The organism is Nocardia sp. NPDC046763 (assembly GCF_040645495.1).
Classification (GTDB): Bacteria; Actinomycetota; Actinomycetes; order Mycobacteriales; family Mycobacteriaceae; genus Nocardia.
The window spans coordinates 36,278-60,290 of sequence record NZ_JBEYYI010000026.1 but is presented as its reverse complement, the minus strand read 5'-3'; the positions used below and the strand labels follow the sequence as shown (position 1 = coordinate 60,290).

The following is a 24,013-nucleotide window of genomic DNA, read 5'->3' as shown; positions in this document are numbered from 1 at the left end:
CTCACGGCATACTCGATCGGATGACAGCCCAACGACTCACCGGAACCACCTGGCTGCGCGAACTGAAATCCGCTCCCGGCCCCGCAACCGTGCTGGTCTGCTTCCCGCCCGGCGGCGGTTCGGTCACCGCCTACCGGGCGCTGGCCCAGCGCGTCGACTCGGGTACCGCGGTGTTCGGCGTGCAGTACCCCGGCCGCCAGGACCGCATCGGCGACGCGCCGGTAACCGAGCTCACCGAACTGGCCGACCGGGCCGCCGCCGACCTGCTGGCCTGGCCGCGGGACGTGCGCCTGGCCATCTTCGGGCACAGCATGGGCGCGACCGTCGCCTACGAGGCCGCCCGCCGGGTCGAGGCGGACGGGCGCGAGCTGACCCATCTGTTCGTGTCCGGCCGTCCCGCACCGGCTTTCGCCGAAACCGCACGCCTGCACGCCGGACCCGACGAGGGCCTCATCGCCGATCTCGAACGCCTGTCGAACGATCCGGCGTCGGTGCGGATCCTGCGCGACGAGCCCGGTCTGGCCGAGCTGGTGCTCCCGGCCCTCCGCAGTGACTACCGCGCCGTGGAGACCTACCGGCACGAGCCGGGTGCGCTGCTGCGTGCGCCGATCACCGCACTGGTCAGCTCCGCCGATCCGACCACCTCGGCCGCGCAGGCGGGGGAGTGGAGCGACTACACCGCCGCCGGATTCGACCTCGCCACCTTCCTCGGTGGCCATTTCTATCTGGATCTACCCGAAAACCTGTCCGCGATAGTCGATTTGATCACCCGCGCGCTGGCCGCCGCGGTTCCGGGGCGCTCGAGTTGAGCACCCCGTATTCGTGCGGGTAGCTTCCTCCGTTGCGTCTTCGTAGCAGGAGGGGGTTCTCACGCCGACCGCATTGTCGCCGCCCGCGAAAACCCGGGCACGGACCTGCTTTCCATGCTGTGCCGGGCACCCGGCGACGACGGCGATCGGTTCATCGACCAGGACATCGTCGCGATTACGCCGGGCCCGAAGCGGTTTCGCCTCCGGGGGTGGGAGCGTCGGGGACCAGGATGGTGCGCAGGATGCGACGCCTCCGGCCCGGCGCGGGGGCATTGGCCAGGCGCGGGGCCACCACGCGGCCCAGATCGCGGACGAAATCGGCGAATTCGGCGTCGTCGAGCCAGAGACCAGCCATGCGGTAGCCGACTCCGTCTCGCAGGTAATCGATATCGCCGCCGTCGACGTACCGGTCGAAGTCGGCCATGAGCCCGGCGACGAAGCCCATGAGGGCGCGGCGGTGGTCCTCGGGACTCATGGTGTCGAGCTGATCGGGGGTTATCTGGGCGGCGCTCAATCGTAGCCGGTAGGTGCGCTCGACGGTGCCGCGCACACGACGCTCGGTGACGACGTCGAGGACGCCGGCGGTGACCAGCTTGGCGACATGCCGATAGAGGCTGCCGGGCGGAACATCGTCGAGTTCGGCATTGAGCTCGCTCGTGGTCAGGGTCCGGTCGCCGAGGAATGCCTGCATGATCCGCAGCCGAACCGGGTGCAACAGGAGTTCGACGGATTCCACGGTCTCGACACTAGCATCATTGCTATCGATATTGATAATGTTCGCATATCTGGTAGCAATCATGCGCTCGCGCTGAGGAGAGGAATCGCGGTGTCCAACATTCCGGTAGCCGCACTGGTGCCCCTGATCGTGGTGGGGCTCGGCTTCATCGGCTTCTGCTGGTACGACCTGTCCCGCACGCGGGTGAAATACCTGCCGAAATGGGCGTGGGCGATCATTTGCCTGATCAGCATTCCGCTGGGCGGGATCATCTACCTGATCGTCGGCCGGGACGGTGACACGGTCCGTGGCTGAGCCCCACCTCGAGGTCACCGATGTATCGGTGCGCTTCGGCGACTTCCTCGCCCTGGACACCGTGAGCTGGACCGTGGACGGTCCCGGGGTCGTGGGGCTGATCGGACTCAACGGCGCGGGCAAGACCACCTTGATCCGCACCGTGCTGGGTCTGCAACCGGTGACCGGCGGCGCCGTACGGGTGCCGATCGGACTGGATGCCCTCGGATACTGCCCGGACACACCGGGTTTCGAGCCCTGGCTGTCCGCACGGGAGGTCCTCGAACAATCCACGGCCATCGGACCTGTCCGCGGCGCCGGCACATGGTCCGCCGAGGCGGCGCTCGCGGCCGTCGACCTGGAACGGCACGCCCACCGGCGCGCCGGAGGGTTCTCCCGGGGCATGTTGCAGCGCTTGGGAATTGCCGCGGCGCTGGTGCGCGAGCCCGAGGTACTCATCCTCGACGAACCCACCAGCGCACTGGATCCCGAAGGCCGCGCCGCCGTGCTGGGGCTGATCCGGGACCTGGGCGATCGGATGACGGTCGTGTTCTCCAGCCACCTGCTCGCCGATGTCGAGGATCTCGCCGACCGGCTGCTGGTCCTGCACCGCGGGCGGGCCGTCTTCGCTGGGGAGACAGCGGAGTTCCTTGATGAACACACCGCCGCGCCGACCCTTCGGATCGTCATGACCGACGGCCGGATCATCGAGGCCGAGCAGCCGCAGTGGGGCCCGGCCCTGGCGAATGCGTCCGCAAACAGCGGGCGACTCGACGACATCCACATCACCCGTCCGACCTTGACCGACGCGTTCTTCGCCGCCATCGGGGAGAAGCCATGAACCGCGCCGTATTCCGGGTCGAGTGGTACCGGTGGCTGCGCACGCGGCGACTGGTCGCCCTGGTGGCCGCCTTCGTCCTGTTCGGATTCGTATCGCTGCTCGGGGCGAAGTACCTGCCGGACCTGATCGGGCACTCATCGGAGATTCAGTTGCTGCGCGTGCCCGACTGGCGAGACGGGTTGCAACAGTATGTGAAGAACGCCGGACTGCTGGTCGCGGCGGTGGCCATGATCCTGGCCGCGCAGGCATGCGCCCTCCGCAATACCGATCCGATCGGGATCTACTACTTCAGCCGCGAGGTCTCTCCGGTACGGCTGTATCTGCCCCGGATCCTGGTCGCCGCGGCCGTGATCACCGTGGCCGCCTCGATCGGGGCCGCGGTCGCGCTGTACGAGTGCTGGGCGCTGTTCGGGGCCTACCCGCTGGGTCCGGCCGTGGGTTCGCTTGCGGTGCAAGCCCTCGCGATGGTGTCGTTCGCGGTGTTCGCCGCAGCCCTGGCAGCGCGGTTCGGCTCGGCGGGCATCGCCGCCGGGGTCACCGCCGTGGTCTACGTGGGCTGCCTGCTGGTGTCGGCCGTGCCATCGGTGCAGCCCTATCTGCCCACCACCGCCCTGCAACCGGCCATCGCGGCCGTGAACTGGTCCCCGGCCGACGCGACGAAATCGCTGCCGGCCCTGCTGATCGCGACGGCACTCGCCCTGACGGCCGCCCTGACCACACCGATTCGCGCGATCAAGACCGCTGCGTAGCGGTCCGGTGCCGCGAGAGCAGATACAGACCCACCCACGACACGACGACACAGATCACCACGAGCACCCGCACCTCCTCCAGGGCGCTGCGGGGATAGAGCACGCCGGTGATGTAGTAGTCGATGAACTTCTTCCAGTCGATCGTGCCTGGTCGGGAGCGATTTCGCGGCTTCAGGGGCGAGCGCGGGCGCTCCCGCTTGCCTAGAGCTTGCCAATTGGCCGTGGTCTGCTTCCACCTTTTGGTCCGAAGAGAGCGGCTCCGGCCGCCTTCAAATCGCGAGGATGCGCGTCGGAGTAGATGCTCAGCGACATGGCCGGATCGTGGCCGTGCCACGCCGCGACGATGTGCACCGGGACACCCGAGGCGAGCATCAGCGACACCGACGTGTTCCGCAGCCCCTTCAACGGGATTCGGCGCAATCCGGTGCGCTTGCGAATTCGCTGAAACTCGGCGGAATACCAGTCGGGCCGTACCGGGTTCCCGTTCTCGTGCACCGCGATCAGCCGATCGTCGGACCAGGATTCACCCATTGCCAGGCACTCCGCTTTCTGCCGGGTCTTCAACACGCGCAGCGCGGCCTCTAGATCCGCTGGCGGCGGAAGATCACGACGGCTGCGGCGAGACTTGGGGAGGTTCTCCTCGGTCTCTCTGCCGATGGCGACCCGCCCCCGGCGCACCCGCAGCGCGGTGGCATCGAACCGGTGCCACCGCACGCCCAGCACTTCCGAGCGGCGCATCCCGTAACACGACATCAGCCAGCACGCGGCCAGGCGCTCGCCGGCGATCGCGGCCCGGAAGACTTCGACCTCGCCCATGGTCCAGGACTTCGCGTTCGTTTCGTCGTCATCGTTGTCGGTGATGTCGTCAGGCGGCCGGTCCACCAGCGCAATGACGTTGCGCGGCAATGCACCCTGATCGACATAGGACTGGACCACCATGCTGAAGGTGGTCAGCGTCGAGCGGACCGTGACCGGCTTGACGCCCCGAGGCGCCACAGCGGTGACCGGCGGTGGAGCCAGGACGTAGACAGCCCGTCGAGGGCGGGTCACCCGGCCCGCCCGGACCAGGCCAGCTAGGCAGTGATGGACGTCCCGGCCGAACTCGGCCTTGAGTTCCGCGGTCGAGATGCCTTCCGGGTGGCGCGCGATCACCGCTGCGACCCGCGACGCCAGGCTGTCGGGCCGAGGCTGCCTGGGGGAGCGCCTTCCCTCGGTCAGCATCCACTCCACGAGAGCATCCCCGTCCTTCTTAGTGAGTTGCGCCAGCTTCTTGGTGCCCAGGCGGCGGCGCACCGCCTTCAGGTCTTGGCGGCAGCGCTCCAGTGAGTTCCGCCGGATCCTGCGGCGATCGGCCAGCCACTGGTCACACGCTTCGTCGACGGTGATCTCGGTGAGCGTGGCGTAGGTTCCACGTGCGACTTCTGTTGTGATCCGACGATATTCGAGCCGTGCCTCGGCCAAGGTTCGATAGGTGGACTGCTGTCGGTTGCGAGTACCGTCAGGTTTTGTTCCGATGTCGACCTGGAACCGGTAGGTCACCGTGCCGTTCTTCGCGATGTGCTTGTTGATCGGCTCGGCCCGGCGTTTTCTTCTGGTCGGCGGTTGGGTGCCGGCCATACTGGGCCTCCTCTGTGCGGGTTGATTGCGGGGTCGGTGGGCGGTGACGACTCAGGCATGGCTACCATGCGAATTAAGAGCCGGAGTCGGCGAATTGCGTTTGGGTGCAGGCATTTCGGAGCACAGAGGCATCGACGATGTGCAAAAGGGGTAGAAGTGCGGGTGCACCGAACACGCAAGATCACGCACCCGCGTTTCGCCTCGCAGTCCGTTCCTGGGGACAGATATGAGGCTGCGGGATTTCCGTTCGACCGAGAGGAAGTGAGATCTTCCCGGCGTCTAGACGCAGGATCTGCACTGCGTGGTACAAGACCGCGGCGGCGGTTGCCGGATTGCAGCGTCGGCCAGTCGAGGAAGCTCTACCGTGTGCTGATGTCCGGCTCGTCATCGACACGTAGCGCCTCGCGAATCCATCTGGACGGGATGCGCACTCGGTGGCCGACCCGAATAGCGGGTAGCTCACCCGATTTGACGGCGGCATAGACTGTGGAACGTCCGATCCCGAGGAGTCTGGCCGCGTCAGGTATCGATATCGTTGGCTCGACCAGTAGTAGTCGCAACGCTTGTTCAATACCCGAGTCAATGGCATCTCGTTGAATACGAGGTTGTCTGGACATAAGAAGGCTCCTGACAGGCTTGTTGCCCGGTCAGTCCCTCGCGACCTTCAGGATACCGTCCTGCTCGTAAGCGACCTTTGACCTGTTCCGCCGCCGACGGGAATTGGGGGTCGCGCAGCGGAATTCGCGAAGTCGCCCTGCGTTGCCATGCGGTGCTCACATCAGTCGCGTTCGCGGGCTGGCCCCAGGCAGCTCACCCGGCGACCTTCACCTTTCTGAACGGAGTCGCAGCATCGAGTCAGGGTGCCCACGAGTTCGAGCTCGTTCGAATCAGCAGTGCGACAAGGAGAATTGGCCAGTTTCCCGGGCGGCTACTGTGGTCGTTCGTGGACTAGATGATTGATTCCAAGGGGTGTGGTGCGCGGCGTAGCCGCGCGCCACACTCGCGGCGATGACACGACCGGTGGACGCCTGCCGCTGTAAGGTGGTGAAAGATCTTGCTGGACAATGAATTCCGCTGATTGCGGCGAGAATTGGGCGAGAGTGCCGTAGGTCAAGGTTGTGAGCAATGATCTCGACACCCCCGCCACCGCACTCTACGTCAGCACCGACGATCTGTTGAGGCTTCGCCCGGACCTGGCACCGCCACGCCCAGTGGTCGGGTTCGCTCCCCGGCTGACCGACGCCGAGTTGGTGACCTTGGCAGTGATGCAGGCGCTGCTCGGTTACACCTCCGAGGCCCGCTGGCTCCGGTATGCCCGCAAGATCTGCGGCACCTGTTCCGCTACCTGCCCCAACAGCCCGGCTACAACAAGCGGCTGCGCCACGCCGCCACCATGATCCTCGTGGTGACCCGTGCCCTGGCCACCGACACGAGCCTGTGAACCGATGACGTGTGGGTCGTGGACTCCACCCCGGTCGGATGCGGATGCTCCCGCGAGACCGTGAAACGATCCGACCTGGCGGGGTGGGCCGAATACGGGTACTGCGCTTCGCATTCGCGCTATTTCTGGGGGTTGCGGCTACATCTGGTCGCCACCCTGGGCGGCCTGCCGATCGGATTCGCGCTGACCGGCGCGAAAGCCGACGAACGCGAGACCCTGCTGGGCATCCTGGCCGCGGACCCGGCCCTGGTGACCGACCGGCCGGGGCAGACCCTGATCGGCGACAAGAACTACTTCGGTGCCGGGTTCGAAACCGAACTCGCCGCGGCCGGGCTGCGGCTACTGCGCCCGGCACGCAAGGGCGAACCCGCACGCGCGGGTGCCGCCCTGTTCAGGCCGTTACGCCAAACCATCGAGTCGATCAACCAGACCTCCAAAGCCCAACTCGACCTGGAACGTCACGGCGGGCGCACCCTGGCCGGGGTCATCGTCCGTGTGCTGCAACGCATCCTGGCGCTGACCGCCGCGATCTGGCACAACGACCACACCGGCGCATCGACCCACCGATCACTGACCGCCTACGACCATTGAAGGGTGAGGCGGCCGGCCCCACCTCTTGGAAGGTCATCGAACTGGGGTACGGCAGGGCGCGCAGCGAACGTCGAATGGAGTTGCCGTGTTGGATGTCCCGGGCGATCGCGACCACCCCGAGCGCGATGAATCCGATGCTGCTGATCAGCAGATACGGATGCAGGCCGGGTTTGACGTAGCGCAGGTAGGTGCCGTCGAGCGTGATCCACAGGACCGCGATACCGATGAGCAGCAACAGCAGGTTCTGGGTTTCCCGCTTCATCGCGCCCCTCCCAGGCAGACGAATCCGGTAATGCTCCCGCATACCAGCGCCACCGCGAAGGTCAACGGCGCGAAGCGAATCGCGAACTGCCGCCCGAACGCGCCCGCCTGCATGGCGAAGAGTTTCACATCGACGGCCGGGCCGACCACCAGGAACACCAGCCGGGGCAGCAGCGGCAGCGCGGACATGCTCGACGCGACGAAGGCGTCGGCCTCCGAGCACAGTGCGAGCACGATCGCCAGCACCGCCATGACCAGGATGGCCGCCGCCATTTTCCCGGACAGGTGCGCGTACCAGGACGGCGGCACCAACACGTGCAGTGCGGCGGCTGCGGCCGCGCCGAGCACCAGAAAGGCACTGGCCTGCAACAGATCGTGCCGTGCGGTCTCGGTGAAGACCTCCCACCGGCTGCGCCCGGTCACGCGCTGCTCGTGGCGCGCGGTGCGTGGCAGCAGCCATGCCGGGCGTCCGATCCGTGACCACAGGAGCCCCACGGTGCAGGCGGTGGCGAGCGAACCGGTGAAGCGCGCCACCACCATTCCCGGCTCGCCGGGGAACGCCACCGCGGTCGCGATCAGCACCACCGGGTTGATGGCGGGCGCGGACAGCATGAATGCCAGCGCGACCGATCCCGGCGCGCCCTGCTCGGTCAGCCGGCGTGCGACCGGCACGACGCCGCATTCGCACCCGGGCAGGGCCATGCCCGCGATCCCGGCGACGCCGATGGCGGCGATCTCGTCGCGCGGCAGCACCTTTCGCAACAGGGCCGGGGATACGAAGGCCGCGATCACCCCGCTGACCGTCACCCCCAGCGCCAGAAACGGCACCGCTTGGACGAACACGCCGGAGAAGATGGTGACCGCGGTCTGCAACCGCGCCGACGACCCCACCGCGCGCACCAGCGGCCCATTCAGCGCCACGCCGAGAACGACGAGCGCGGCAAGAACATAGGTCGAGGACACGCGGGCACGCATCGAGTTCAGAGTGCTCTGCGCCAACACCCCCACATCCTGACGGGACGGACCGGAGATGTCCCGGCAGATCACCGGCGAGCAGTTCGATGCGTCAGCGTTGGACTGAGGCTATCCTTATTGAAATTACTGAAAATGCCTTCCAATAAGGGGTGGTCATGGCCATCGATGCCACACAGTTGGGCGAAGTCCAGGAGACATTGCTCATTCCGCTCTACGGGCGGGCGGTGGAGACCGTCAAGCCGAGACCGATCCTGCGGGATCGGAAGGCTGTGGAGATGGTCGAGGCCATCGACTACGACTTCGCCCGGTTCGACGGCGGGCGCAGTCTGTCGGGAACGGTGTTGCGCACCAGCATCATCGATGCGTGGGTGCAGGATTTCCTGGAGCGGCATCCCGGCGGCACTGTTGTCGAGATCGGCGCGGGTCTCAACACCCGTTTCGAGCGGGTCGACAATGGCCGCGTGCACTGGGTGGACCTGGACCTGCCCGACGCCATGGCCGTGCGCGCGCAGTTCTTCGTCGAATCGGAGCGGCGGCGCATGGTCGCGGCCTCGGTGCTCGACGAGTCCTGGGTCGCGGTGGTGAAAACCCTTCCGGCGCCGTACTTTTTCATCTCCGAGGGTGTGCTCGTCTACCTCGAACAGCCGCAGGTGCGGTGCGCTGTGACCCTCATTGCCGAGAACTTCCCGGGTGCCGATCTGGCGATGGACACCGCGGGCCGCTGGATGATCGATCACCAGGATGGTCACGACGCCATGAAGCAGGTGACGGCCCGGATGCGTTGGGCCTGTGATGATCCGGCGGAGGTCGAGGGCTGGGGGATCGGGCTGCGACTGCTGGAATCAGGCGATCTGTCCCGGATCCCGGCACGCTTGCGCGACAGGGTGCCGGTGGCCCGCCGTACCGTGCTGCGGGTGGTGAGCTTGGTGTTCCGTCAGCGGTTCGGGGGTTACAAGCTCAACCACTACCGCGCCTGAGATCCGGCCTCCGAAGCCCGGCTGGCTTTCCTGTTCCGGCGTCGTCATCGCCGACAGCGGGAAAACCGCGGTAGGCGGTTGGATGCTAGGCGTGTGAGTCGTCTCGAACGTGTTTCGCCGCTTCGCTGCTGGTGATGGTGGAGGAACCTGCGACGCGGACTGCGCTGGCGAGTTGGAAGACGCCGTCGATGCGACTGACTCGAACCTCCTGGAATCCGGCGGACTCGAGCAGCGCGCGCAGCTCGTCGTCGGTGTGGAACCGCAGGCGGCGTGCGACCGGGCCGGGCATGGTCTTGTTCGGCGGGTGGGGTGCGACGGTGTGGATGACGAGCCGCCCGCCTGGTTCCAGGACTCGCCGCAACTCGGCGAGCACTGTCGCGGCGTCGGTGAAGAAGAGTGTGTTCATTGTTGTGGCGCAGCTGAAATGCCCGTCGGGCAGCGGTAAGGCCGCGGCGTCGGCTTCGAGGACTTGCAGGCGGCCCTCGCGCAGGGCTTCGGGGTTGGCGGCCTCGGTGAGCGCCACCATGTCGGCGCTGTGATCGACGGCGGTGACGCGGCAGCCGGTGGTGAGGGCTCGGGCGGCGAAGGTTCCGCCGCCGCAGCCGATTTCGAGCAGCCGGTCGTCGGGGGAGAGGGCGAGGGTGGCGAGGGTATCGCCGAAGATGCCGTGGTGGGCCTTCATGTCCTTCCACATGAGGCGTGCGAGGCGGCCGCGGGGGCGGCGCAGCATGCGGTCGGTGAAGGTGTCGGTGAGGGACATCGGAATGCGCTTCCTGTCGGAGGGGATTTCAGAGGGGCGGGTCAGGCGCTGGTGCAGTGCTGTATCCGCATGTCACCGAACATGCTGTGGCGGGCCATGGGGCGGGCCAGGACATTGTGGGGATAGCCCGGTGGGGTGGCGGAGACTCCGTCGAGTCGACGTAGGTGGTCCTCGTCGAGGGCGAGACTCAGGGCCGCGAGGTTGTCGGTGAGCTGCGCGTGGGTGCGGGCTCCGAGAGTGGGGGTGATGACGCCGGGTTGATGGAGGATCCATGCCAGGGCGACCTGGGCGGGGGTGCAGCCGAGTTGTTCCGCGATTTCACGCACGGTGTCGGCAATAGTCAAGGAGCGATCGGTCAGTGAGCCGTTGGCGTGGATCAGATGCCTACGGGAACTGCCGAGAGTCGGCGTGCGGCCGATTTCGGGCAGATCGGAACGGGTGTACTTGCCGGTGAGCACGCCGCCCGCGAGCGGCGACCAGCCGATGACGCCGAGCCCAAGCGTGTCGGCCATGGGGAGCATGTCGTGTTCGGTGCTGCGTTCGGCGAGATGGTATTCCAGCTGCAGCGCGATGAGCGGCGACCAGCCGCGCAGGTCGGCGATGGTTTGCATGCGGGCGATCTGCCAGGCCGGGGTATTGGAGATTCCCAGGTACAGCACCTTGCCCGCGCGCACGAGATCGTCCATGGCACGCAGGATTTCGTCCACCGGCGTCAGACCGTCCCACATGTGCAGATGCAGCAGGTCCAGGTAGTCGGTGCGCAGTCGGCGCAGGCTCGACTCGACCGAGGCCACCATGCTCTTGCGGTGATTGCCGCCGGAGTTCGGGTCGGCAGGACGTCGCAGCATCGTGTATTTCGTTGCCAGCACCAGTGATTCGCGGTCGGTGGCGGCGAACTCGCCGAGCCATTCCTCGGCGGTGCCGCCCGCGTACTGGTTGGCGGTGTCGATGAAGTTCCCGCCGCGCGAGACGTAGGCGTCGAAGATGCGCCGCGCCTCCGGCTTGTCGGTGCCCCAGCCCCAGTTGTTGCCGAAGGTCATGGTGCCCAGTGCCATTGGGGATACACGCAGCCCGGATCGGCCCAGCAGCCGGTAGCTGTCGAGGTCGAGCGTGCGGCGGTGCGGGACCGCGGATCGGGCGGCGGTCCGCGCCTGGTCGCTCATCGGACAATGCTCCTCTCGCGCTCGGTCGCGGAAGCTACCGCCGAGCGACTTATTGAAAATCGTTGTCAATATCGTTTACTGTAGGCGTGTTGGTACTGCCGAGCAAGGGCTGGAGATGGCGACAACAGCACAAGAGGTCCGGCGTTGTGTCGGAACGGTTCTCGGCATTACGCCGGGCGAATTGATAGCAGACCGCCGATTACAGGAGCTGGGCCTGGATTCCTTCCTCGCCGTGCGCCTGCATTTGCGGCTGGCCGAGCGAACCGGCGTACGGGTGCCCATGGAGTCCTTCGTCGGCGCGACCCTGGAGACGCTGCTCATGGAGGTCGAGAGACGCAGCGGGACAGCGGAATCCGAACCGCAGACGGGTGCGCCCGCCGAGCCGCCAGTGCTGGAGGGGGAGCTGACACCGATCCAGGCGTCGTACTGGGTCGGGCGTGAGCCGGGTATGCCGTTGGGTGGGGTCTCCACCTACTACTACTTCGAATTCGACCGTGCGGCAGAGCTGTTCACGCACTCCGACCCACTGGCGGAAGTGCGGACGCTGGAGGCGGCGTGGAATCGGGTGGTCGACCGGCACGACATGCTGCGCGCCACGATCACAGACGAGGGCCGCCAGCGGGTGCATCCACCCGGACGGCGGTATTCGATCGGCATCACCGACCTGTGCGAGCGTCCCGACGCCGAGTCCGTGCTGGCCGAGTTGCGGGAACGGAAATCGCATCAGGTCCTCGACGCCGCGACCTGGCCGCTGTTCGACATTCACGCCGCATTGCTGCCCGATGGTGGGCTGCGGCTGTTCATGGGCTTCGACATCATCGTGCTGGATATGGCCAGCTGGATCCAGCTCATGCGGGAATGGGGCCGGTTCGTCGTCGATCCCGCTGCTGATCTGCCCGCGCCATCGTCGTCGTTCCTGCGCATCCTGCGCGAGCGGCGCACGGCCGAGAGCGAGCGCCGCGAGGCCGACCGGGCTTACTGGCAAACCCGCGCGGCGAACCTGCCGCCCGGCCCGCGACTGCCGTATGCGCTTGCTCCGGAACAGATTCCGGCGGCTAGGTTCCACCGCCATCAGGACCGGCTCACCCCGGCCGAGTGGTCGGCGCTGACCGGGCGGGCCGCAGCGCGCGGCCTCAGTCCGACCGCGGTCCTGCTGGCGGCGTTCGCGGTGACGTTGTCGCGTTGGGGCGCGACCGACCCGTTCTGCCTCAATGCCACCCTCTTCGACCGGCCCGACACCGAAGCAGACGGGGTCCTCGGCGATTTCAGCACCACGGCATTGGTCGAACTGCCCGCCCTGGATCCGCTGGCGTGGCGCGGATTCACCGAGTTCGCGACCCGGGTCAACACTCGCTTCTGGGCCGATCTCGAGCACCGGTCCTATAGCGGGGTGGAAGTCCAGCGCGCCCAGGCTGGTGACCTGACTCCGCGCTATCCGATCGTCTTTACCAGCGGTGTCGGGCTCGGCCAGGCCAGGGCAGGCGCGGCGGCATGGCTGGGCGTCGAGGTCTTCGGCGTCTCGCAGACCCCGCAGGTGGCGCTGGACCATATCGTCTGGGACGAGGACGGCGGCCTGCGCCTGGCCTGGGATGCCGTCGAGCAGGCGTTCCCGGCCGGATTCGTGGCCCAGATGCTCGGCGCGCACATGCGGCTGCTGCGCACCCTCGCCGACGGCGACCCCGCCTGGGACAGCCCGGAATTGAGCTGGAACCCGCATTTCGAGGCGATTGCCGAACTGCCCGCCGCCAGCCGAGGCCCCGGTGTACTGCTCATCGACCCACCGCGCCTGTCGGCGCAATCGCAGCCGGACGCTCCTGCCGTCTTCGCTTCCTCGGGCATGCTGACCCACGGTGAGCTGCAGCGGCGAGCGCGGGCGCTGGCCGCCCGGCTCACCGCCGCGGGCATCGGTCCGAAGGATCGCGTGGCCGTCGTACTGCCGAAGTCAGCCGATCAGGTTGTCGCTGCCTACGGAATCCTCTGGGCCGGAGCGGCTTTCGTGCCGATCGAACCGGACTGGCCGGAATCGCGGATCGCATCGGTGTGCCGACGCGCCGAGATCGCCCACGCGGTGACCTCCACGACCACTGCCGCGCGCCTGCCCGGCACGGTCACCGCGCATCACCTCGATGCCGGGTCGGACACCGACCGCGCCCCCGCTGCGGGCGAGGTGCCCGACAATGCCGCCGACGATCTCGCGTACGTGATCTTCACCTCCGGGTCGACCGGTGAGCCGAAGGGTGTGGCCATCGAGCACAGCGCCGCACGGACCACCCTCGATGACATCAACGACCGCTTCACCGTTGGGCCGCAGGATCGGGTTCTGGCGTTGTCGGCGTTGAGTTTCGATCTTTCTATCTACGACCTGTTCGGTGTGCTCGGCGTCGGCGGCGGTCTGGTCGTGCCCGATGCCGACCGGCTGCGTGATCCCGGGCACTGGTGCGATCTGGTTGCCGCGCACCGGGGCACGGTGTGGAACACCGCGCCGGCGCTGGCGGAGATGCTCGTCGAGTACGCCGAAGCCGATCCGGTGGCGGCGGCGAAACTGCGCTCGCTGCGGCTGATGTTGCTGTCGGGCGACTGGATTCCGCTGTCGCTGCCCGACCGGCTGCGCGCGGTGATCGGCGATGTCCGCGTGATCAGTCTGGGCGGTGCGACCGAGGCCGCGATCTGGTCCATCGCCCATCCCATCGACGACGTGGACCCGCAGTGGACCAGCATCCCCTACGGCCGTGCGCTGCGGGAGCAGCAGTTCCTGGTCCTCGACGAGAACGGCCGACCTTGTCCGATCGGTGAGCCCGGGGAGTTGTACATCGGCGGGGCCGGACTGGCACGCGGCTACGTCGGCGACGAGGAGCAGACCGCGCAACGCTTCGCCTGGAACGCCCGCCTGGGCCGCAGGCTGTACCGCACCGGGGATCTCGGGCGCTGGCGTCCCGACGGCGAGATCGAATTCCTCGGCCGCGCCGACCGGCAGGTCAAGATTCGCGGCCACCGTATCGAACTGGGTGAGATCGAGGCCGTGATCAGACGGTTCCCCGGCGTGCGGCGCGGTGTCGCCGCGGCGGTGCCGGGCGCGGACGAGCGGCCACGTTTGGTGGCCTACCTCGTCACCGGTGACGCCGCCCTCGACACCACCGAACTCGCCGCCCACGCGGCGCGGCATCTGCCGCCCTACATGGTGCCGACCAGGTGGCTGACCCTCGACTCGATCCCGTTGACGCCCAACGGCAAGGTCGACCAGAAACGTCTGCCGAATCCGTTCCGCCGCAGCAACATCGACGCTATCGAGCCTGAAACGGACCACGAGGAAGCGGTGAACCCCACAGCCGACGATGCGTCCGCAGGCTGGCTGGTCGAGGCAGCACGTCATGCCGCTGAGCGCGGGCTCACACTCACAGTGCGACTCGAGTCGGCCGACTCCGAGGCGGCGGATCCCGCCCCCGGCGCGGAATGGCTGGCCCTGCTGCGCGATAGCGCGCGAGCACACGGATTGCCTGTGGCCGCGTCCGCGGACGCACCGGAATTGACTATCGCCCCGCCCGCCCCGGCCGCAGGGCGGCAGCACATCGAATCGGTTGTGGCGCAGGTCTTCATCGACCTGCTCGGTCCTTCCGTCACCCCGACTACCCCCTTCCACGACCTCGGCGCGACCTCTCTCACCCTGGTGCGCGCCCACCGCCGCCTGCGGCGCCTGACCCCAGCGCTGACGGTCCCCGACATCTTTCGGCACGGCACCGTCCGCCGCCTGGCGGCCTGGATCGCCGCGCACACCGACCCAGCCGATGCCGCGCCCGCGCACCGATCGTCCGGCGCGCCTATCGACCTCACAGCGGCCGTCGCGCGCGGACAACGCCGGCGCGCCCACCGATCGAAAGCGAGGCTCACAGCGCATGGCGCTCACTGACACCGTGCACCGGCTGCGCGCCGCCCTGCTGCGCGGCACCGAACGCCGCCAGCGGTTCACCGCCCACACCGAACACCGGCCCGGAACAGCCACCGAAATGAACGTGCGCATCGGCGGCCACCGGTTCACCGTCGACGAATCGGTCGCCGCCGGAGGCGGGGACGCCGGTCCCGATCCCATCGGGCTGGCGCTCGCCGCGCTGGGCACCTGCCAGGCCGTCACCTACCGATTCCACGCCGCCCGCCTGGGCATCGACATCGACACGCTCACCGTGGACGTGACCGCGGACCTGGACCTGGGACCGGTCTTCGGCGTCACCGACCCCACCCAGCCCGGCCGAATCACGGTGCGCGCGAACCTGAGCGGCCCCGCCGCACCCGCCCGCTACGAGGAACTGCGGCGTCTGGTCGAGCAGTCCTGTCCCGTACTGGCCATGCTGCGCGGACAAGTGGCCATCGAGTCGGAAATGGAGATCGCGGCGTGACCGACGACAATGCCAAACCTCTCGGCGACACCAGCGATGATGTCGACGACAACGCCATCGCCATCATCGGCATGGCCTGCCGCTTCCCGGGCGCACCCGATCTGGCGTCGTTCTGGGACCTGCTCGCCTCCGGCCGCGAGGGCCTGACCCGCTTCGACGACGCCGAACTGGCGTCGCACGGCGTCCCCGAAGACATTCGCCGCCACCGCAATTACGTGCCCGTCGGCGCGATCATCGCCGGACAGGAGCAGTTCGACCCGGCCCACTTCGGCCTGACGGCCCACGACGCCGCCCTGCTCGATCCGCAGTTGCGCCTGCTGCTCGAATGCGCCTGGGACGCCCTGGGCGACGCCGGCCACCGCGCCGGTGGCGGCCTCGGCGAGATCGGCGTGTTCACCGGAGCCTCGCACAGCGACTACCGGGAATCCAATCTCGCGGCCTACCGCCAACGCGCGCACCAAGATCCGCTGGGCCTGTTGCAGGCCGACATGGGAACACTCACCGACTATTTCCCGCAGCAGATCTCCTACCGGCTCAACCTGACCGGCCCCGCGGTCGCAGTGCAGGCCACCTGCGCGACCTCGCTGGTGGCGGTGCACATGGCGGTCCAGTCACTGCTGCACGACGAATGCGACGCCGCCCTCGCCGGCGGCGCATCGCTGATCGTGCCGCAGGGCCGCGGCTATCTGCATGTGCCCGAGGCCATCTTCTCCGCCGACGGGCACACCCGCTCCTTCGCCGCCGACGGCACCGGAATGGTGCACAGCCAAGGCGCGGGCATCGTGGTGCTGCGACGGCTCGCCGACGCACTGGCCGACGGCGACCCCATCTACGCGGTAATCCGCGGCACGGCGGTCAACCACGACGGAGCCGGGAAGGCCGGATTCACCGCGCCCTCGGCGGCCGGGCAGGCACGGGTGATCGCCGAAGCCCTCGCCGTCGCCGACGTCGATGCGGACGCCGTCGACCTCATCGAGGCTCACGGCACCGCGACCGTGCTCGGCGACCAGATCGAGTTGACCGCGCTCGCCGCAGTTTTCGGCGAACGTATGGTGCCCAATCCGATCCGAGTAGGGTCGGTCAAGAGCAATATCGGCCACACCAACAGCGCCGCCGGGATCGCCTCGCTCATCAAGACCGCACTGGCGCTGCACCACCGATGTATCCCCGCCACCCTGCACGCCGACGCCGCGCATCCCGAACTGGAAAGACATCAGGGAGTGTTCGAGCTGCCAGGTCATTCCCGAGAGTGGCCGGAACGCAACGGGACTCGCATCGCCGGAGTGAGCTCGTTCGGCATCGGCGGCACCAATTGCCACGCGGTACTGGAACAAGCGCCCGCAGTCATCCCCGGCGAGGCGACCGACCTCGAGGCGAAGCTGCTGTTGGTGTCGGCGGCCTCGGAATCGAGCTGTCGCGCACAGCTGGACATCTCCGTCCCCGACGGCACCCACGCCGACTACACCTTCACCGCCTCCAGCGGATCACACGCCGAAAGCGGCTGGCGCGCCGCGGCTTTGCTGCGCGCTGGCGGCTCCGCTCCGCGTGTCATCACCATGCGGGAAGTGCCGCCCGAACGCCCACGGATCGTCTTCGCCTTCCCCGGCGCAGGCGCGCAATACCCGGGCATGGGGGCCGGGCTCTACCGCGACGACCCGGTGTTCACCAGTGTCATCGACGAATGTGCGGAAGCACTGGAACCCCTGCTCGACTACGACATTCACGACATCGTGACCGGCCGCGCAGCCCCCGGTGACGTCGACGACATCCGCCTCGGCCAACCCGCACTGTTCGCCGTCTCACTCGCGACGGCGACCACCATGCGCGCACGCGGCGTCGAACCCGACGCTGTCCTCGGCCACAGCCTCGGCGAATATGCCGCCGCTGTCATCGCGGGCATGCTGACCCTGCCCGACGCCGCCCGACTGGTCGCAGTGCGCTCGCGAGCCCTGGCCGCCACCGCCCCCGGCGGCATGCTGGCCGTCGAGCTCGGCGAATCGGAAACCCTGCGCGCGCTCGCCACCCACCCGGATCTGGCCCTCGCCGGGGTGAACGCCGCTGACTCCTGCGTGGTCTCCGGCCCGGAACCCGCGCTCGACGCCCTCGTTATACGCCTGACCGCCATGGGAATCCGAACCAGCCGACTACGTGTAGCGGCCGCCCTACATTCGCCGAGCGTGGCCGCTGCCGCTGCACCCCTGCGCGTGGCCGCGGCCGAAATCTCCATCGTCCCCGGCACTCTGCCGCTTTACAGCACGCTCACCGGGCGGGCCATGCGAACCCTGGACGCTGACCATTGGGCACGGCACCTGGTCGAGCCCGTCCGCTTCAGCGCCGCGATATCGGCTGCTACCGCCGAACCCGCCACCGTCATTCAGGTCGGACCCGGCAGCACCCTGGCGACGCTCGCACGCCGTGTTCCGTCCGCCTCACCGGTCACAGCCCTCACCACCCTGCCGGACGCTGCCGAATCCGCCGCGGCCCGGGACCGCGGAGCCGACGAAGATCGCTCTACGCTGCTCACCGCGCTCGGCGAACTCTGGTGTAGCGGTGTGGATATCGATGTCGAGGCCCTGTACCGGCGGCGTCGCCGTGTCCGTCTACCCGTCTACGCGTTCGATCGCCGCCGGACCTGGATCGACCCATCCGCAGAACTCGGCGGCGCACGGCTCACCCCACCGATGGGCACCTCGATCTCCGACACGAGCGGTGCCGCACCGGCCGTCACACAGGTGTTGGAGACGGCCGAAACCAGGCAGGAAGCGGTCATACTCGACCAGACAGCCGCCACGACTGCTGCGCGATCGCGGGGACCAGCTCCGGACGACTCGTATACGGCTGCGGTTCAGGGAAATTCCGTGACCGCCGTGCCAGAGGCAACCGCGAGCGACGCTGCGATAGCCGTCGAGGCGGCGGTGGGCGCGTCCACGGTCTCGACGCGGGACCCGTCCGCGGACGTCCAGCCGCCAACGACATCGCAGGTCGCCGCATCGACTCGGCCGCCCCGACCCGAAATGGGTACGGGTGGCGTGTACTCCATCGCGGTACAACAGCAACCGCCTCGGACGAAGACACCCGAGTCGGCACGGCTCGTGGAGGCTCATACCTCGGCTGCGGGGAGCCCCGCCCCGGCGGCGAGTTCTGAGCGCCTCGTCGCGGCTCTGTGGGGAGAACTGCTGGGCGAGAACGTGATTGCCTCGGATGCTGACTTCTTCGCGCTCGGCGGCACCTCGATGACCGCGACGCGGATGCTCGAACGGGTCAACGACCAGCGGGGTACCGATCTGCGGATGCGTGAACTGCTCTCGCATTCCACGGTTTCCGCGTTCGCGGGACTGTTGGACAGCCGACTGGCGGCGTCGCGCCCCGGCGCGGCCATGGAGGTCTCGGGGCCGGATCCCGTGGTTCCGGCCGCAGCGACACCGGCAGTTTCGGCTACGGTCGCGCCGGGGTCGGGCACCCCGGCTACCGGGGTGGTCGGTGCGGCATCTCCTCGTCATCCCGGCATGCTTGTAGCCGGGTTCCACACCGACAGTGCGGCAACGACTGTGACGGACTCCGGGCCAGATCGCACCGGAATCACCAGTCGCGGGCAACATCACGCCGCACGGCTCGGTAACGCGGGATCGAAGGCCGACAGTGCGACGTTTCCGCTGACCCGCGTGCAGCATGCCTATTTGGTGGGGCGGTCCGGGGCGTTCGGGCTGAGCGACGTCGCCTGCCACATCTATCTCGAATACGACTGCACCGACCTGGATCCCGATCGCTATGAGCGGGCCTGGAACGCGGTGATCGGGCGGCACGACATGCTGCGGGCGGTGATCACCGAGGACGGGCGCAACCAGGTGCTCGCGCAGGTGCCCGACTATCGGATCCGACGGCACGATCTCGCGGCGATGCCCGTCGACCAGCGCGAGGAGACGCTCGCCGAGCTGCGGCGCAGGCTTTCGCACCGGGTGCACCGCCCGGATCGATGGCCGCTGTTCGATGTGCGGGCCGCGAAGCTCGACGTGCACACGACGCGGCTGTTCGTCGGCATCGACGCACTGATTTGCGACGCGGGCAGCTTCTTGATTCTCGACCGCGATCTGCGCGACCACTACCTGAACCCGGCCGCGGAGAAGGCACCGGCGCGGACTCGGTTCGCCGACTATGTGGCCCACGTCGGCAGCCGCGCCGACAGCGTGGAATCCGCACGGGCGCTCGACTATTGGCAGCATCGATTGCCCGAGCTGCCCGCGCCGCCGCACCTGCCGACCCGGACTCGAACCCAGATGCAGCCCTGGTTCGCCCGCCGCGCCGATCGGCTCGCGCCCGCCGACTGGCAGGCCCTGCGGCAGTTGGCCGCCGCACACGGCGTCACCCCGTCGGCGGTGCTGCTCACCGCCTACTCCGACGTGCTGGCGGCCTGGTCCGGGGACGACCGGTTCACGCTGTCGCTGACACTGGTGGACCGCCCGGCGGTGCTACCCGGAATCGAAGACGTGGTGGGTGATTTCACCACCCTGCTGGCCCACGAGGTGGACCGCACGGCCGGAGGCTCGTTCGCCGAGCGGGTGGCGCGCACCCAACAGCGGCTCTTCGACGACATCGACCATCGCGAGTATTCGGCGCTCGACGTGCTCGCCGACCTGTCCAGCCGCACCGGGCAGCGGCAGTTGCTGCCGGTGGTGTTCACCAGCGCTCTGGATGTGGCCGAGCTGGTCGGCGGCGAACCGGATCTGGAGTGGGCGGGCCGAATCACCCACGGCGTCAGCCAGACTCCGCAGGTGTGGCTCGACCACCAGGCCTTCGTCCAGGCGGGGGGCTTGCAGGTGCAGTGGGACGTGCTCGAGACCGTCCTCGAACCCCAGCCCGCCGACACAGCCTTCACCGCGTATGTGAGCTGGCTGCGGCGACTGGCCGGGGAGCCGGACGCGTGGACCGCGCCCGAGGCCGGCCCGCGATTGGGTGCCGCCGATGACATCTCCGTGGTTGTGACCGAGATTTGGGAGCGGGTCCTGTCGCTCGAATCCGGTGTAGTGCAACCCGATTCGACCTTCATCGGATTGGGCGGAGACTCGGTGCTGGCGGTGCGGATGGCGACACTGGTGCGCGGCCGGTTCGGTGTGGCCGTGCCGGTGGTCGACCTGGTCGGCGATATCACCGTCACCGACCTGATCGCGCTCATCACCGAGCGCCGCTCCGAATCCGCGCTGCCCGCCATCGAATTGGCGCGCCAGGCTGATCCGGACGCCCCGTTCCCGCTCACCCCGCTGCAGCAGGCGTACTGGGTCGGCCAGCAGCACGGGTACGCGCTGAGCTACGACTCCGCCCACAACTACGTCGACTTCCGGCTGCGCGGCATCGATCCGGACGCGGTCGAGCAGGCGGTGCGGCGGCAGGTCGAACGCCAGCCCATGCTGCGGGCGTTCTTCCTGCCCGACGGCACTCAGCAGGTGCTCGCGGCCGCCGATCCGCGCCTGACGGCCCTGCCCATCATCACGGTCGACCTGCGCTCCGCGCCGGGTGAGGTCGCGCGGGTGCTCGCCGACATTCGCACCGAGATGCAGCACGCCGGACCGGGCATGGACCCGTGGCCGTTCCGCATCACCGCGGTGCGGCTGCCCGGCGACGAGCTCAGCCTGCACATTGTGTGCAGTCTGCTGGTCGCCGACGGCTGGTCGGTGCAGCTGATGTTCACCGAGTTGTTCACCTACCTCGATGACCCCAACACCGTGCTGCCGCCGCTGACCGCCCACTTCGGCGACTATGTGGAGACCATCAACCGCCAGCGCCTCGAACCCGAATGGCAGATCCAGCGCGACTGGTGGTGGGACCGCCTCGACGACCTGCCCACCGCACCCGCGCTGCCGCTGGCGGTCCCGTTCGACCAGGTGCGCCCCGATACCCTCGCGCGCAGGGAGTTCCGGGTCACCGGTGAGCAGATGGCGGTGCTGCGCACGCACTGCGCGGCGTACAACATCACGCCCACGACCGCGTTCGCCACCTGCTATGCCTTGGCGCTGGCCGAGTTGGCTGGGCATCGGCGGTTCTTACTGAATGTGCTCTACCTCAACCGCTTGCACCTGCCCCGCGATCTCGACCACGCCATCGGCCCCTACGCGGGCACCGTCCTGTTGGATGTGGCGCTGCCGCAGGAGGCTACGTTCGCCGCCGCGGCCCAGCACCTCCAGGCCGCCATGGCCACCATGCTCGACCACGGGCAGGTGACCGGCGTGGAGGTGGTGCGCGAGCTGAGCCGTCGCCGACGCGACACCGCACCCCAAGCGCCGGTCGTCTTCCACAGCACGCTGGGCCTGCACCCACCGGGCGGCACCCCGGACACTGTGGATGTGCGCGAGTTCTACCAGCGCGTGCGCACACCCCAGGTGGCGCTGGATATGCAGGTGTTCCAATGGGATTGGGATGATTCGGTGGCGGTCAACCTCGACGCGGTCGCCGAGCTGTTCCCACCGGGCGTACTTGACGATCTGTTCACCGCGGTCTGTGACCAGGTCACCGATCTGGTCCGCCGACCCGAGGCGTGGACCCAGGCCCTCGCGTTGCCGGCCGCAGAACGACCGGCCGGGCGCATCGACGCAGCGGTCCGGGTCACAGCCGACGGCCCACCCGCGACCGACACCGAGAAGGCGATCGCCGAACTGTGGGCTCAGCTGCTGGATTCTGCCGAGATCGACCGTGGCACCGATTTCTTCAGCGCCGGAGGCGATTCGGTGATGGCGATCCGCATGCTCGGCCGTCTGCGGGCGGAATTCGGGCTGGCGCTCACCCCGCGGGAATTCCTCGCCGACCCCACCCTCGCGGCCGTCGGGCACGCCGTCGCGGAGAGTCCGCGTGACTGCCTGGTGCCGCTGCGCGACGGTACCGGACGGCCACTGTTCCTGGTGCACCCGACCGGCGGTGATGTGCTGTGCTACCTCGACCTGGCCCGCGCTCTCACCACCGACGGGCCCGTGATCGGCATCCAGGATCCCGAATTAACCGGGGCCGCAGGGCCGCAGACCATCGTCGGGCTGGCCGAGGTCTACGAGCGGGTCGTACGCGAGCGGCAGCCCGAGGGTCCTTATCGCCTCGGCGGCTGGTCCATGGGCGGCATCATCGCCCACGAACTGGCCCGGCGGCTGCGCGCTGCCGGGGAAACAGTCGAGGTGCTCGTCCTGGTGGACGCGAATATCGCCGACCGTATCCACCATGTCGACGGCGGCGCGTTCTGGTCGCGGTATCTCGGCTCGCTGGAAGCCTTCCTCGACATCAATCTCGGCACCGACTCGCGCGGCATCGATTTCGACTCCCTCTCCGAATCGGAACGGCGCGTCGAAGCCGAGGCCCGCTTGGCCGCCGCCGGTCTCGCCGAGCGGGGCGCGCCGGAGGATAAGCGCCTGCGTGAGAACATCTTCCGTCGCCACCTGCGGGCGCTGGGCGAGCACGCCACCGGCCCGCTCGACGGAGCGGGACTCGAGGTTCTGCTGATCCGCGCCGAACTGCCCTCACCGCGCAATTCCGGTGTCGGTATGGGCGTCGACGACTGCGCCGACCTGGAAGCTCTGGGGTGGGCGGCCTACACCGCCGCCGCCATCGACTCACGGCCGATCGCGGCGCACCATTACGCGCTGCTACGACCACCGGCCGTCGGCCTTGTCGCGCACCAGATTTCAGAGCGGCTCGCGCGGGTGAACGGGGCAGCGGAGTGAGCGAAGAGTACGCGGCCGCCGCCGAGTTCTACGACCTGATGGCCACGCCGTACGTGGCGAGCGTGGAGCCCACGCTGACCGCGATGCTCGCCGACGTGGATACCATCGTCGGGCCCGTGCTCGATATCGGTGCGGGCACCGGTCTGTCCACCATGCTGGTGGCCGACGCCGTGCCCGACGCGCGGATCATCGCGGTGGAACCGGCCCCGGCCATGCGTGCGGTGCTGCTGTCGCGGCTGGCCGTCCGCAAGGACCTGCGGGAGCGAATCACCGTGCTGCCCACCGGATTCCTCGACACCGAGCTGCCGACGCACTGCTCGGCGGTGGTGGCGCTGGGGGTGATCGGCCACTTCGACGCCGCCACCCGGCCCCGGGTCTGGCACGCCCTCGCCGCCGCGCTGGGCCCGGATGGAGCGGCGGTCGTGGAAATACAGCGGCCCGGACGCGTCGAGGTCTCACCCGAACGCCGCTACACCCAGGCCCGCGCCGGGCTGCTGCGCTACGAGGGCTGGAGCCGAGCCGAGCCCGTGGACGCCGAATCACTGGTCTGGCACATGACCTACCGCACCTACCGCGACGACCACCTGCTCCAGGAGGTCGTCGCCCGGCACCGCGTCTGGCCCGCCGACGCCGACCGGCTCGCCCGCGAATCCCGCGCAGCCGGCCTGACACTGGCGTCCGCCGACCCCGCGACCGGGCTGCTGCGGTTCACCAAACATCCATGAGACGAAGGAATTT

The 24,013-nt window shown here is 68.4% G+C and carries 16 protein-coding genes and 1 pseudogene; 10 read left to right on the top strand and 7 right to left on the bottom strand.

The window, feature by feature from the left end:
• Window positions 1–20 precede the first annotated feature (20 nt).
• On the top strand, window positions 21–809 hold the full coding sequence (locus ABZ909_RS32810; RefSeq protein WP_357007450.1) for an alpha/beta fold hydrolase: 789 nt from the start codon (window positions 21–23) through the stop codon (window positions 807–809).
• A gap of 175 nt (window positions 810–984) precedes the next feature.
• Here ABZ909_RS32810 and ABZ909_RS32805 read toward each other — a convergent pair whose 3' ends face one another.
• Entirely contained in the window at window positions 985–1,545 is a 561-nt protein-coding gene (locus ABZ909_RS32805) for a helix-turn-helix domain-containing protein (protein ID WP_357007448.1), read from the bottom strand.
• Between the two features lie 90 nt (window positions 1,546–1,635).
• Here ABZ909_RS32805 and ABZ909_RS32800 point away from each other — a divergent pair, with 90 nt between their 5' ends.
• Genes ABZ909_RS32800 through ABZ909_RS32790 form a run of 3 tightly spaced genes read left to right on the top strand, consistent with a single transcriptional unit; the run spans window position 1,636 to window position 3,408 of the window.
• Entirely contained in the window at window positions 1,636–1,839 is a 204-nt protein-coding gene (locus ABZ909_RS32800; protein WP_357007446.1) for a PLDc N-terminal domain-containing protein, read from the top strand.
• Window positions 1,832–2,659, top strand: coding sequence for an ABC transporter ATP-binding protein (locus ABZ909_RS32795; protein ID WP_357007443.1), 828 nt, complete (start codon window positions 1,832–1,834; stop codon window positions 2,657–2,659). Before ABZ909_RS32800 ends, ABZ909_RS32795 begins: the two co-directional genes overlap by 8 nt.
• Window positions 2,656–3,408: a hypothetical protein gene (locus ABZ909_RS32790; RefSeq protein WP_357007441.1), complete on the top strand. Its 753-nt coding sequence runs from the start codon at window positions 2,656–2,658 to the stop codon at window positions 3,406–3,408. Before ABZ909_RS32795 ends, ABZ909_RS32790 begins: the two co-directional genes overlap by 4 nt.
• On the opposite strand, the gene ABZ909_RS32785 is transcribed toward ABZ909_RS32790, so the two are convergent.
• From ABZ909_RS32785 to ABZ909_RS32775, 3 genes are all read right to left on the bottom strand, one after another.
• Complete coding sequence (locus ABZ909_RS32785; RefSeq protein ID WP_357007614.1) at window positions 3,392–3,583, bottom strand: DUF2784 family protein; 192 nt, start codon at window positions 3,581–3,583, stop codon at window positions 3,392–3,394. The genes ABZ909_RS32790 and ABZ909_RS32785 overlap by 17 nt on opposite strands.
• 26 nt (window positions 3,584–3,609) lie before the next feature.
• The gene (locus ABZ909_RS32780; RefSeq protein WP_357007440.1) at window positions 3,610–4,947 is read right to left on the bottom strand and encodes a tyrosine-type recombinase/integrase; all 1,338 of its coding nucleotides are present in this window, start codon (window positions 4,945–4,947) and stop codon (window positions 3,610–3,612) included.
• Between the two features lie 437 nt (window positions 4,948–5,384).
• Window positions 5,385–5,642, bottom strand: coding sequence for a helix-turn-helix domain-containing protein (locus ABZ909_RS32775; RefSeq protein WP_357007438.1), 258 nt, complete (start codon window positions 5,640–5,642; stop codon window positions 5,385–5,387).
• 501 nt (window positions 5,643–6,143) lie between these two features.
• Between ABZ909_RS32775 and ABZ909_RS32770 the strand changes: the two are divergent.
• A pseudogene (locus tag ABZ909_RS32770) lies at window positions 6,144–7,057 on the top strand (IS982 family transposase).
• Between the two features lie 258 nt (window positions 7,058–7,315).
• Here ABZ909_RS32770 and ABZ909_RS32765 read toward each other — a convergent pair.
• Window positions 7,316–8,293 carry a permease gene (locus tag ABZ909_RS32765; RefSeq protein WP_357007436.1) on the bottom strand — a complete coding sequence of 326 codons (978 nt, stop codon included), beginning with the start codon at window positions 8,291–8,293 and terminating at the stop codon, window positions 7,316–7,318.
• 155 nt (window positions 8,294–8,448) lie between these two features.
• Here ABZ909_RS32765 and ABZ909_RS32760 point away from each other — a divergent pair, with 155 nt between their 5' ends.
• Window positions 8,449–9,270, top strand: a complete 822-nt coding sequence (locus ABZ909_RS32760) for a class I SAM-dependent methyltransferase (protein WP_357007434.1) — start codon at window positions 8,449–8,451, stop codon at window positions 9,268–9,270.
• An 85-nt stretch (window positions 9,271–9,355) separates the two neighbouring features.
• Here the strand turns inward: ABZ909_RS32760 and ABZ909_RS32755 are convergent, their stop codons facing one another.
• Window positions 9,356–10,030, bottom strand: a complete 675-nt coding sequence (locus ABZ909_RS32755; protein WP_357007431.1) for a methyltransferase domain-containing protein — start codon at window positions 10,028–10,030, stop codon at window positions 9,356–9,358.
• Window positions 10,031–10,071: 41 nt separating this feature from the next.
• A complete protein-coding gene (locus ABZ909_RS32750) occupies window positions 10,072–11,193 on the bottom strand; it encodes an aldo/keto reductase (protein WP_357007429.1) in 1,122 nt (373 codons plus the stop codon).
• A 52-nt stretch (window positions 11,194–11,245) separates the two neighbouring features.
• On the opposite strand from ABZ909_RS32750, the gene ABZ909_RS32745 reads away from it, so the two are divergent.
• The 4 genes from ABZ909_RS32745 to ABZ909_RS32730 are packed head-to-tail and all read left to right on the top strand — an operon-like array spanning window position 11,246 to window position 24,000.
• Complete coding sequence (locus ABZ909_RS32745; RefSeq protein ID WP_357007426.1) at window positions 11,246–15,097, top strand: amino acid adenylation domain-containing protein; 3,852 nt, start codon at window positions 11,246–11,248, stop codon at window positions 15,095–15,097.
• Entirely contained in the window at window positions 15,084–15,581 is a 498-nt protein-coding gene (locus ABZ909_RS32740) for an OsmC family protein (RefSeq protein WP_357007423.1), read from the top strand. The genes ABZ909_RS32745 and ABZ909_RS32740 overlap by 14 nt, the downstream gene beginning before the upstream one ends.
• On the top strand, window positions 15,578–23,275 hold the full coding sequence (locus ABZ909_RS32735) for an acyltransferase domain-containing protein (RefSeq protein WP_357007420.1): 7,698 nt from the start codon (window positions 15,578–15,580) through the stop codon (window positions 23,273–23,275). Before ABZ909_RS32740 ends, ABZ909_RS32735 begins: the two co-directional genes overlap by 4 nt.
• Window positions 23,272–24,000, top strand: a complete 729-nt coding sequence (locus tag ABZ909_RS32730; protein WP_357007418.1) for a class I SAM-dependent methyltransferase — start codon at window positions 23,272–23,274, stop codon at window positions 23,998–24,000. The genes ABZ909_RS32735 and ABZ909_RS32730 overlap by 4 nt, the downstream gene beginning before the upstream one ends.
• Window positions 24,001–24,013: the final 13 nt, after the last annotated feature.